Source organism: Aurantiacibacter suaedae (genome assembly GCF_005434915.1).
In the GTDB taxonomy this organism is placed as follows: Bacteria; Pseudomonadota; Alphaproteobacteria; order Sphingomonadales; family Sphingomonadaceae; genus Alteraurantiacibacter; species Alteraurantiacibacter suaedae.
In genome coordinates, this window is record NZ_SKCG01000004.1 from 168,653 (window position 1) to 180,849 (window position 12,197).

The 12,197-nt window shown below is 61.0% G+C and carries 8 protein-coding genes; 5 read left to right on the top strand and 3 right to left on the bottom strand.

From position 1 onward, the window contains the following. Positions 1-6: 6 nt before the first annotated feature. Positions 7-3,201 (bottom strand): EAL domain-containing protein, encoded by a 3,195-nt coding sequence (locus E0473_RS14800; RefSeq protein ID WP_137681690.1) that lies wholly within the window; start codon positions 3,199-3,201, stop codon positions 7-9. Positions 3,202-3,723: 522 nt separating this feature from the next. On the opposite strand from E0473_RS14800, the gene E0473_RS14805 reads away from it, so the two are divergent. The 5 genes from E0473_RS14805 (at position 3,724) to E0473_RS14825 (ending at position 10,094) form a co-directional block, all read left to right on the top strand. Beyond that, a complete protein-coding gene (locus E0473_RS14805; RefSeq protein WP_137681691.1) occupies positions 3,724-4,482 on the top strand; it encodes a hypothetical protein in 759 nt (252 codons plus the stop codon). A 54-nt stretch (positions 4,483-4,536) separates the two neighbouring features. Then, a complete protein-coding gene (locus E0473_RS14810; RefSeq protein WP_137681692.1) occupies positions 4,537-5,961 on the top strand; it encodes a dihydrolipoyl dehydrogenase in 1,425 nt (474 codons plus the stop codon). Beyond that, on the top strand, positions 5,958-7,553 hold the full coding sequence (locus tag E0473_RS14815; RefSeq protein WP_161981628.1) for a phospholipase D family protein: 1,596 nt from the start codon (positions 5,958-5,960) through the stop codon (positions 7,551-7,553). Before E0473_RS14810 ends, E0473_RS14815 begins: the two co-directional genes overlap by 4 nt. Positions 7,554-7,644: 91 nt before the next feature. Then, a complete protein-coding gene (locus E0473_RS14820; RefSeq protein WP_137681694.1) occupies positions 7,645-9,123 on the top strand; it encodes an aldehyde dehydrogenase family protein in 1,479 nt (492 codons plus the stop codon). 5 nt (positions 9,124-9,128) lie between these two features. Next, entirely contained in the window at positions 9,129-10,094 is a 966-nt protein-coding gene (locus E0473_RS14825; protein ID WP_137681695.1) for a glutathione S-transferase family protein, read from the top strand. 90 nt (positions 10,095-10,184) lie between these two features. Here the strand turns inward: E0473_RS14825 and E0473_RS14830 are convergent, their stop codons facing one another. Then, positions 10,185-11,600 (bottom strand): sigma-54-dependent transcriptional regulator, encoded by a 1,416-nt coding sequence (locus E0473_RS14830; protein WP_137681696.1) that lies wholly within the window; start codon positions 11,598-11,600, stop codon positions 10,185-10,187. Beyond that, the gene (locus tag E0473_RS14835) at positions 11,600-12,133 is read right to left on the bottom strand and encodes a heme NO-binding domain-containing protein (protein WP_241657544.1); all 534 of its coding nucleotides are present in this window, start codon (positions 12,131-12,133) and stop codon (positions 11,600-11,602) included. The genes E0473_RS14830 and E0473_RS14835 overlap by 1 nt, the downstream gene beginning before the upstream one ends. Positions 12,134-12,197: the final 64 nt, after the last annotated feature.

The following is a 12,197-nucleotide window of genomic DNA, read 5'->3' on the forward strand; positions in this document are numbered from 1 at the left end:
GCAAGCCTAGCGCGTGATCACATTGACGCCAGGCCTGTCCAGCAAAGCCGGCGCGCCGACCACGGCGCGGTTCGGGCCGGAGCGAAGGAACTGCGCAGCCTCCTTCGCGGGCAAAGGTTGCGAGATAAGAAATCCCTGTATCAGCGAGCATCCCTCTGCCGCCAGGCGCTCTAGCTGCTCGCTGGTTTCAACGCCTTCTGCCACCACCTCGGTGCCCAATCCCGCCGACATGCTCAGCACCGAACGGATAACGTGCCAGGTCTTGTCGTCTTCGGCCTGAATGAAACTGCGATCGATTTTGACCGTGTCGAATGCAAAGCGGGTGAGGTAGCTGAGCGACGAATATCCGGTCCCGAAATCATCGAGCGCCACCCGCACGCCGAGTTGGCGCAAGGTGTTCAGAACGCGCGTGGCAATATCGTCATCGTCGATCAGCACGCTCTCGGTAATCTCGAGTTCGAGGCGCGAAGGTGGCAACCCACTCTCGGCAAGAGCAAGGGTGACCGCATCGACAAGATCCGGCGTGTGGAACTGGCGCGCGCTGACATTCACGCTGATGCAGCTGCCGTCCAGATCCTCCATCGCCGCACGGCATGACTCGCGGATAGCCCAGGCGCCGATCGGCACGATCAGGCCCGTCTCTTCTGCAATGGAGATAAAATCAGCCGGGGAAATCTGCACGTCTCCCCGGTTCCAGCGCAACAGAGCCTCGAAGCCTGCCACTTCGCCGTTCCGCACGTCGGTGCGCGGTTGATAGTACATTTCAAGTTCGTTGCGGGCGAGAGCCTCGGCCAGATCGGCTTCGAGCTCTTGCCGCAGATGCTGCAGCCGCCCCATTTCCGGCTTGTAGCGCTGGAAACCGTTCCGGCCGCGCTTCTTGGCAGCGTACAGCGCCATGTCCGCATTGCGGATGAGCACTTCCCTGTCTTCGGCGTCGAGCGGGCAGATCGCCAATCCAACGCTGGCGCGGGGATGGATGGTGGTACCCGTCGGCAAGAGCAGCGGTTGCGAAATGTTCTTCAGAATGCGGTACGCCAGATCAAGCGCCTGATTGGGGAACGATATGTTGGTGTAGACGACCGCGAATTCGTCACCCCCCAGCCGCGCGACCGTATCGCATCCGCGCACCCCGTCGCGGAGCCGTTCCGCCACCGCAACGAGCACGGTATCGCCGGACGGATGACCATGCAGGTCGTTGATATCCTTGAACCTGTCGATGTCCACCAGCAGCAGCGCGGTCAACATCGTCTCCTGGCGGCGCTCCAGTGCCGTACGTAGGTTGCGGTTGAACAGTTCGCGGTTCGGCAGATCGGTCAGCGTATCGTGCATGGCGAGATGATAAATCTGCCGCCGGGCTTCCTCCCGCTCGCTCAGATCGGTCATCCTGAGGACAATCACATCGCGGCCATCGAGTTCGATCTGGCGGAAGCGAAGCTCCACCGGAATGTCCGTTCCCAACCCGCGCAGGACCCGGGCATGTTGAACCGCATCGTTGCCCGCTTCAAGCCAGCCGATCATTGCCTCGCGCATGTCAGGGTGGACCAGCTCTTCAGGACGGCGACCGAACAGCTGTTCTTCAGAGCAACCGAACAGTTGCGCAGCGGCGAGATTGGCCGTGTGGATGCGGCCCTGATATATCAGCAGGATGCATTCGCTGGCCACCTCCCCGAATGCGGCGAGCCGCTGCGCTTCCTCCACGCTTCTCATGCTAATGGCCTGGCTTGTTCGCGCAGCTTCTGCCGCTTCTAGCCGGTCCATGAGACTGTTAAGCGAAGTGGTGAGCAGTTCGGTATCGTCGCCCGCCTCCACCGTCAGCCGCTCGCCGCCGTGGAAGTCTGACTGGAGCATCATTTCAATCTTGGCCTGAAGATGATCGGTGCCCAGATGCGCGCCATGTTCCGCCGCGTTGAGGCCCAGCGCCTCCTCTTCCGGCGTCGCTCGCAAGGCGATGATCGATCGGGCCGCAAGGATCACGACAACACCTGTGCCGAAGGCCCACACCATGTTCAGGGCGCTGCCCTGCGCCTGAACGAGAACCTGCGCCAGTCGCGACCCTGCCGGCAGGGCATCGGCAGGAGCCAGCAGCGCGAGGCCAAGCGTCCCGACGACACCGGCCACGCCATGCACACCCACCGCGCCGACAGCGTCGTCGATCCGCAAGCGGGTTTCGAGAAAGTGGTTGGCGGCATTGGCCGCAAGGCTGCCCAATGCGCCCAGAACAATCGCTGCAAGAGGGCTCACCAGATGGCAGCCTGCGGTTATCGCAACGAGGCCGCCGATCATCCCGTTCACTGCCCGCTCGGGCAGCATCGCGCCCCGGAACCACATCATGCCATAGCCGACCGCACCGCCCGCCGACCCGGCGAGAATCGTGTTGAGAATAATCTCCGGAACCTCTTTCGAGGCCGACAGCGTCGATCCGCCGTTGAAGCCGATCCAGCCAATGAACAGGAACAGCGCGCCTGCCGAGGAAAGAACCGCACTGTGCCCACCGATCCGGATCGGCGGCCCTTCAATAAAGCGCCCCTGACGCGCACCGATGATGAGACATGCGGCCAAAGCGAACCAACCGCCAGTGGCATGGACGACAGTTGCGCCGGCAAAGTCGACAAAGCCGGCATCGGCGAGAAAAGCGCCCGGCGATGGACCGAGTGCATTACCCCAGGCCCATTGCGTGAAAATTGGATAGACGGCTGCCGACAGGATCACGCTGAGCAGGATATAGGCGCGAAGGCGCATCCGCTCGGCCACAGCGCCGGAAACGATCGTCGCGCATGTGCCGCAAAACATGACCTGAAAGATGAAAAAGGTCGCAGTCGTGCCGGAGAGGTCTTGCAGAAAGAACAGACCGCCATCGTTGCTGAACGGAAGCCAGCTTGTGCTGACGCCGAACGCCAGTGCGAAGCCGATCACCGCAAAGGCCACGGTGGAAAAGGCGAAGTCGAGCATATTCTTCTGGGCAACGCTGATGGCGTTCTTGGTGCGCACCGTGCCCGCTTCGATCATCATGAAGCCGATCTGCATCAGCATCACCAACGTAGCCGCGATGATGACCCAGATCATGTCCATCGTTGCCGATAGATTTGCCACCCGATCAGGAATGTGCGCGCCTTTGGCGGATGCGGAGGCGGCAAAAGCTGCACTCTCGGCCCCGCCGAGCGCGACCAGACCTACGATGGTACGCCAGAAAATACTCGCCATCCAAACCTCGAAAGAATGTTCACCAAATTCTGACGCTGCCCGCGCGCCCGTCTCGTCACCTTGCCGCTCGCGCCCCGCAGAGCACTAAACTAGCTTCCTTTCGCCGGTGAGACTGACGAAGCCGAGCCAGTAGTAATACGAAACAGCACGCTGTTAATAACTTCGGATTCGCACGGTTACGGTTTCGATTGGGTTAACTCCCCACCGCCAACCTGCAACCCGGCCGCGGCTGGAGCGAGGTAACGATCTGATTTTCCTTTTCGATTGAGCAGATTTCCGCCGCCAAGAATTGGTCCGTAAAACTACCGAACGGATCGGCGCTCGCCATATTGCATCTTGCCCCTCACATAGCGGGCCGTGTGAGGCGGTGGCTGGATCGCATCGCATCGTCCGATCGGGCAATTATCATTGGCAACAAACGGCCTGCGCGAATATCGCTCGCCATGGAACAAGCGCTGCGCCTGAGCTTTTAATGAGCGTTATGGTTTGTACCCGGCATCATGAAGGCGAGTGTTCCAGCGGATGAAGCTAGCCCCAAACTTCTGGAATTTTCGCGGCTCGTTCAAGGTGGCTAAGATCATTGACATCGGGACACACCTATCGCTGGTTCGCCGCCCCAATGGCCGCTTCCTTGTCCTCGACAGCTACGATCTGAAAGAGGAGCAGCGCGATCAGCTCATGCAGCTGACAGACGATGGCAAGGCGGTTGACGCCATAATAAACGTTCATCCGTTTCACACGGTTTTCTGCCGCGCCACGCACGAACTTTTGCCCCATGCGCGCTTGATCGGGACGAGCCGCCATCTGTCGCAGTTCCCGGAGTTGCCCTGGGACACAAACGTGATCGAAGATGCCGCGACCCAGGCCGACTTCTCAGATACGCTGGAATTCTCGCTCGCCGGCGGGGTCGATCTGGTAACCGACAATCCGGATGTTCATGCAGGTTCGGTGCTTGCCCGCCACCGCGAAAGCCAAATCGTCCATGTCGACGACACGATCAACGTGCTGGCTGCGCCGGGCTTCGTCGGCCGCCTGCTGCCGCAATCCTCGCTCAAGTTCCATCCCAAGCTGCCCGATGCGCTGGAGAAGCGACCGGGCGCGGCCGATGCCTTCGCGCGCTGGGCGCGAGACATTGCAGAACGCTGGTCGGGCACACGGATCGTCTGTGCCGCCCATACCGACATACGCCACCTTGCCGAGGGCGGCTGGCGCGAAGAGGTGCTGAAAGCGCTGGAAGGCGTCGACAAGACGCTTTCCAAACACCGTTCGGAGTTCGGCTAAGCTGCCGATTGCACCACTCGATACAATGCCCCTCCCGCAAGCGGACCCAAGTGAATGACCGACAGTTTAAAATGCGATGTCGCCGTGATCGGCGCTGGCACGGCGGGCCTGGCGGCGGAACGTGCGGCGCGCGAGAACGGTGCGAGCACCTTGCTGATCGATCCGCATTTCGCGGGGACGTTGTGCGCAACCACCGGCTGTATGCCCTCGAAGCTGCTGATTGCCGCTGCGGAAGAAGCGCATCGCATCGAACGGGCCGATATCTTCGGCATCAAAGTCGGCGATGTGGAAATCGACGGGCCGGCGGTCATGCACCGGGTCCGCTCCGAGCGTGACCGCTTCGCCCGGCTCACACGCGAAGGCTTCGATAAGATACCCGACGGCATCATGATCGAAAGCCGCGCGCGCTTCCTCGGTCCGAACCGGCTTGCGCTAGCCGACGGACGCGAGATCGAAGCCAAAACAATCGTGATTGCCACAGGGGGTGAAGCCACGCTTCCACCCGCCTATGCCCGGCTCGGTTCGCGCGTGCTGACCCACGAGAGCATTTTCGAGATCGAGGATCTGCCTCGCCGCCTGGGTGTGGTCGGCAGCGGACCGATCGGCCTCGAACTGGCGCAAGCCTTCGCGCGCCTCGGGGTGGAGGTCTCCTTGTTCGACCGCGCCGACACCTTGGCTAAGGTTCGGTGCCCGCGCGTGCATCGCGCACTGCTCGAAGCGGTCGAGAGCGAACTGAACGTCCACCTTGGCTGCGACGTCGAGCCCGAACTTTGCGAAGAGGGCGTTACCCTGCGCTGGTCGACGAACGGCGAGGCGAACGATAGCGGCGAGGAGCACTTCGACATCGTTCTTGCCGCGATGGGGCGACCGCCTGCCCTCGACGGTCTCGATATCGACAAAGCCGGGCTGGACTGCGATGAACACGGCGTGCCGTGCCATGACCGCGCGACGATGCGCTGCGGCGACAGCGCGATTTTCCTCGCCGGGGACGTGGCGGCGGACTTGCCGCTGCTGCACGAAGCATCGCACGACGGCGCAATTGCGGGCCGCAATGCGGCCGCCTTTCCTGCGCCGATCAAGACTGACCGCTATGTCTCGCTCGCAATCACCTTTACCCATCCTGCCCTCGCCACGATCGGCAGCTCGGAAGACGATGGCGCGATAACGGGAACGGTCGATTTTTCCGATCAGGGTCGCGCCCGGGTGGAGGCGCGCAATCGCGGGGTGTTGACGCTTTACGCCGCCGCTCCCGATGGCCGCCTGATCGGGGCGGACCTGTTCGCTCCGGCAGGCGAGCATCTTGCCCATCTCCTCACCTGGGCGATCAGCTCCGGAATAACCGCCAGCGAAATGCTCGAACGCCCCTTCTATCACCCAACCGTGGAAGAAGGACTCAAGAGTGCATTGAGGACGATATGCGCGGCGACGCCCATCCCGCTCCCGGACGATCAGGACAAGGGCGCGCCTCCCGGGTCATGAGAGGACTGCGCCTTCTCGCCGGGCTTGCGGCAACTGTTTCCTTTTTCGCGCTTCGCAAGGCAAGCCGCTTGCCGGTCCGCAAGGTGGCCTCTGCCGGGGAACCTCTTGATGCTTCCGGCACGTCGCTCGCTGCGGCTGCAAGGCGGCAGACAAAAGAGCATCCGCACCTTTCCGGGCTGCATCTTCTGGAAAGCGGTATCGACGCGTGTGCGGCACGGCTGGCCTTGGTGAAGGCGGCTGAAAGTCGGCTCGATGTGCAATATTACATCTGGCACGGAGATCGAACCGGCACGCTAATGCTGGAGGCCATCCACGAGGCCGCCGAACGCGGCGTGAAGGTCCGCATGTTGCTGGACGACAACGGCATCTCCGGGCTCGATACCGTGCTGTCCGCGCTCGACCGGCACCCCGGCATAGAGATCCGGATATTCAATCCCTTCGGCATTCGGTTTCCAAAGGCGCTTGGTTTCCTGTTCGACTTCAACCGCCTCAACAGACGGATGCACAACAAGAGCCTTACGGTAGACGGCAGCGTGACCATTGTTGGCGGGCGCAATGTCGGTGATGAATACTTCGGTGCCGATGACGAAGCGATGTTCGTCGATCTCGATGTTCTCGCAATCGGCCCCGCGGTAGCTGCCGTGGAGAACGATTTTCAACGATACTGGGACAGCCAGTCAGCTTATCCGGCACAGCAAATCCTGCCGCGCGTGCGAAAAGCAAAGCGACGCAAACTTGCCAAGCGGGCCGCCGCTGTCGCGCGCGACGATTCCGCCCGTCGCTATATCGATCGACTGGAGACCCTGACGCTCGTCGACGATCTGCGCAACGGATCGCTGGAACTGGAGTGGGCCGAGGTGCGCCTGCTTAGTGACGATCCGGCAAAAACCCTGGGAAAGGCGGAGCAGCGGGATCTGCTGTTGACGAACCTACAAGAATTGATGGGCCCTGTCAGACGCGAGATCGGCTTGGTTTCCGGCTACTTCGTGCCGGGAGAACAGGGCGCAAAAACCTTCGCCGATCTTGCAGCTTCGGGGATTTCGGTCACGGTCCTGACTAACGGCTATGCCGCCAGCGACGTGGGGCTGGTCCACGCCGGTTACGCGCCCCATCGCAAGCGGCTCGTCTCTGCCGGAGTCCGGCTGCTCGAAATTCAGCCGTGGCCCGGTTCCGCACGTACCACCCGCAAGACCGGTCACGTCGGTATCGCCAAGCGGTTTCGCGGCACCGGGACCGGCTCTACCGCAGCCTTGCGATCAGGCGTAACGACGTTGCACGCCAAAACTTTTACGGTGGACCGGAAAAGGCTGTTCGTCGGATCATTCAATCTCGACCCCAGATCTTACGAACTGAATACCGAACTCGGCTTCGTTATCGAAAGTCCCGCGTTTGCAGCAAGGGTTGCCGATCAACTGGAGCAGGCAGTGAACGGGCCGGTCTGCGAAGTGCTGATGGGCGAAGATGGCGAATTGCGCTGGAGGTTCAGTACAGACAACGCGAACATGGTGTTCGATAAAGAGCCCGGGATGAACGCGCTCGACCGATTGATCGTGGGAATCGCCAAGCGCCTGCCTATAGCGCGGCTGCTTTGATCGCAAACGTTGTTCCCTAAGGCCTGGATGCGATTGCAGGTCTCGGCAAACCCCGTGCGAAACCAATACAGTCCGCGGTCGTTAGCCATGTATGTCCAAGTCATACAGCAATCTCGACCGCCTCTTCGTCGCCGGTGAATGGCGCGAAGGCAAAGGCGATATCCTCCAGAACATCTGCCCGTGGGACGAAAGCGTCATCTTCTCGATGAACGCGGCCACTGCGAGCGACGTTGACGAAGCCTGCCGCGCCGCTGCAAAAGCCCAGCGCGAATGGGGCGCGATGCCACCTTCCGCCCGCGCGGAGACAATGGGCAAGATCGCCGACGTGATGCAGCGCCGGAAGGAAGAGATCGCCGAATGGATCGTGCGCGAGGTGGGCGGAACGAAGGTAAAGGCCGCGCTCGAACTCCAACTGGCGAGCGATTTCGCGCGCAAAGGCACAGTATGGCCCTTCATGGTCGAAGGAGCGATCATGCCGGAGGATATCCCCGGCAAGGAATCGCGCGTTTATCGCCAGCCAGCCGGCGTGGTTGCGCTAATCAGCCCATGGAACTTCCCGCTTCAGCTCACCGCCCGCACGCTGTTCCCGGCGCTCAGCCTCGGTAACGCGGTGGTTATCAAGCCTGCGAGCGATTCAATCGTCACCGGCGGGACGATCTTTGCCGCGATCTGTGAGGAGGCGGGCCTGCCCGAAGGCCTCGTCAGTGTGCTTCCCGGTTCGGGCAGCGACATCGGCACCGCTCTGATCGAACACGATATCCCCTCGGTCGTCTCTTTCACCGGATCGACTGAAGTGGGGCGCGGCGTGGGCAAGGCCGCGCTCGATGCCGACCTTATCAAGCCGGTCGAGCTGGAGCTGGGCGGCAACAGCCCGATCGTGGTGCTCGACGATGCTGACCTCGACTATGCGGTGGAGGCGAGCGCCTGGGGCAAGTTCATGCATCAGGGCCAGATCTGCATGATCGCCAACCGGATCATCGTCGAGGATGGGCTGTACGACCGCTTCGTGGAAGCTTTCGTCGAGCGTGTGGGCAAATTTGTGGTCGGCGAACGCGACGACCCGGAGTGCTTTATCGGCCCAATCGTCAACCGCGACCAGTTCGAAAGCGTGACCGGTCTGATCGCCAAGGCGAAGGATCAGGGCGCGACCTGTGCGCTGGGCGGCGAGCCCGACGGGCTGGTGGTACCGCCGCACATCTTTGCCGACCTCGATGAAGACAGCTGCCTCCTCAACACCGAAATCTTCGGCCCGGTTGCGCCAATCATCCGCGCGAAGGATCAGGCCGATGCGATCCGCCTCGCCAATGCAACCGACTACGGGCTTTCGGCGGCGGTGTTCAGCCAGGACGAGGGCCGCGCGCTGAAAGTGGCCAAACAGATCCAGTCGGGCGTATGCCACATTAACGACCAGCCGGTGAACGATAGCCCCTTCTCCCCCTTCGGCGGGGTCAAGAATTCGGGGATCGGGCGGTTCAATGGCCATTGGGCTATCGAAGCTTTCACCACCACGCGCTGGATCTCTCTCCAGCATGAAAAGCGCGACTTCCCATTCTCGGCGAAGGATTTGTAACAGCAATGGGCTATCTGAAGAACGGCACCTGGCACGACGAGTGGGCGCATAACGACGAGGACAGCGGCGAGTTCGAACGCGACGAGAGCGCGTTTCGCAGCTGGATCACGCCGGAAGGATCGCCCGGCGCAACCGGCGACGGCGGGTTCGCCGCCGAACCGGGGCGCTATCGCCTGTACATCAGCCTTGCGTGCCCCTGGGCCCACCGCGCCAATGTAGCCCGGCATCTGAAAGGTCTAACCGACGCCATCGAGTTAAGCGTGGTCCACTGGCTGATGAAGGATGGCGGCTGGTCGTTCCGCGAAGGCGAGTGCGTCACCGGCGATCCCGCCATCGGAGCCGACTACCTTCACCAGCTCTATACCCACGCCAAGAGCGATTATTCGGGCCATGTCACTGTGCCGGTGTTGTGGGATACCAAGACCGAGACGATAGTGAACAACGAGAGCGCGGACATCCTGCGGATGCTCGGTACAGCGTTCGACGGGTGCGGTGCCAATGACCTCGACCTCTATCCCGAAGGCTTGCGCGCAGAGATCGATAGGCTGAACGACAAGGTCTATGATGCGGTAAACAACGGCGTCTACAAGGCGGGCTTCGCGACAACGCAGGACGCTTACGAGAAGGCCGTGAAACCGCTGTTCGCCATGCTCGATCAGTTGGAAAATCGCCTGGAAGGCAAAGACTGGCTTATCGGCGACCGGCTGACAGAGGCGGATGTTCGCCTGTGGACCACCCTCATCCGTTTCGATCCGGTTTATTACACGCATTTCAAGTGCAACGTCCGCCGGATTGCGGATTACCCGAATCTCGCCGCGCTTACCCGCCGGGTCTACGAGCTTGACGGGATCGCCCAGACGGTCAATTTCCGCCACATCAAGCATCACTACTACGAGAGCCACGAGCGGATAAATCCGTACGGCATTGTGCCAGCCGGTCCCGAACCGCTGGTGCCGGGGATGCAGGAGTGACCGGCAAATAAGTCGTCAATCACGAGGGCCGGACTGAAAGCTCAGAGGTTAACCTGATCGTACAGTGCCGCTCGCTTGCTTGCTGAAAGGTCAATCGAGCTTCGAGTGCCACTTTTCCAGCTTGCGGTATAAGGTGGAGGGGCTCACATCCAGAGCCTTGGCGGCCTTGGTAACATTGCCCTGGCATCGTTCGATCGCCGCATGAACTGCCATGCGCTCTATCTGCTCCAGCGTCATGTCTTCCCATGGCTCGTGCAAACGTTCTGCAATGTGGGGGCGAGGCGCGGCCTGGGAGTTGTCGTCAGGCTTCGAAAAACGGGTTTGCTCTGTGGGCTGACCAGTTTCGCCCGGGTGTGAGCGCAAATCGAGATCCAATAACGGACCTGAGCCAACCACCACTGCCCGTCGAACGGTGTTTTGCAGCTCTCGGACATTGCCGGGCCAACTATGTTCGAGGATCGCCTTGCGGCTGTTCTCGGTCAATCCGCTAAGCTCGCGCCCCTCTTCCTTGCCAAAGCGCATCATAAAATGCTCCGCGATCAACTGCACATCGCTTCCTCTTTCGCGCAGCGGGGGCAGATGGAGCGGTATGACATTCAAGCGATAAAACAAATCTTCGCGGAAACGCCCTGCTGCGACCTCTGCGGCCGGATCGCGGTTGGTGGCGCATACGATCCGCACGTCGACTGGCTCGACCTTGCTCGATCCCACGCGTTGAACAGTCGCAGTCTGCAGGAACCGGAGCAACTTGACCTGTAGCTTGAGTTCCATCTCGCAAATTTCGTCAAGGAACAAGGTGCCGCCGTCAGCGGCTTTGGCAGCCCCGATCCGGTTTTCTATTGCACCGGTGAAGGCTCCCTTCACGTGACCGAACAGCTCGGATTCGAGCAGGCTCTCCGGGATCGCTCCGCAATTGATCGCCACAAAGGGGCCATTGCTTCGGGCTCCCGCCGCATGAATGGCTTCAGCCGCCAGTTCTTTACCGGTGCCGCTTTCTCCGGTGACGAAAACAGTGGCCTTGGAATTCGCGACACTATCGATCGCGCTATAAACTTCCTTCATCGCCGGGGAGTTACCGATGAAGCCGTGATATCCGTTGGGATCCGCGCGCTTGGGCTGCTCCGCCTTGCGGACAGCACGGCCGCGTGCGGCAGCGTTGCGCACCGTGGTCAGAAGCCGCTCACCCGCCACCGGCTTCACAAGGAAATCATAGGCCCCTAGCCGCATGGCGTCGATTGCCCGCGATAAGGAGCCGTCCGCCGTGACGATGATAAAAGCAGGCGCGGGGTTCTCGCCCGAGGATATGTCGGCAAGCAGCTCGAGCCCGTTGCCGTCGGGCAACTGCAGGTCGAGCAGCACGACATCGAACGCCGTGCGTTTCAGCGCAGTGTGGGCCTCGGCCAGCGTCTCGCTCACATCCACGTCGTGCCCGGCGCTCTGCAGTTGCGCTGCGTAACCAAGGGCAATGGAAGCGCTGTCCTCAACGATTAGAACCGAGAGCGACACTAGCCTGCGATCCTGAAGGTGGCGGCATCACCGCTCTCACTGCGGCTTATCCATTCGATTTTCCGATTGTCGCCGAAATGCTCGAGACATCCACGAATGAGGCCGAAGGCGATATGGGCGAGTGGCCGATGTGAGCGATATTCCACGATGCAATCTCCATCTTCTGACGTCGCAGTCACTTCAGGCGGGGTGGCATCAGGATAGAGCACCTTCATATCCTCGTGTATATGGCCGCGGACATGCTCCAACATGCTTTCGGCACTAGCGTATGATGCCATGATGTCCGGGTAAAGCACAACAAAGCGACCGAAGAGAAACGTACCGAATTCCTCGCAAAGCGCGGCGGCGGGTATGCCTGACAGCTTGGAAGCCGCGCTTACAAGCAAGAGAGCATAAGCCGTTGGATAGGCTCCAATACGCGAAAACGCTGCATCGTTCGGCAGATCGGCGGCAGCGATAACTTCCTCAACAAACAGCGCGCTTTGCTTCTCTTCCATGAACAGGAGAAGTTCTGAAAAGATGAAGCCTTTCATGATCGTGTCCTTTTTTCGACTTCGGCCGCCACATACGGCCCCATGCTTACGAGCAAGAAACGTG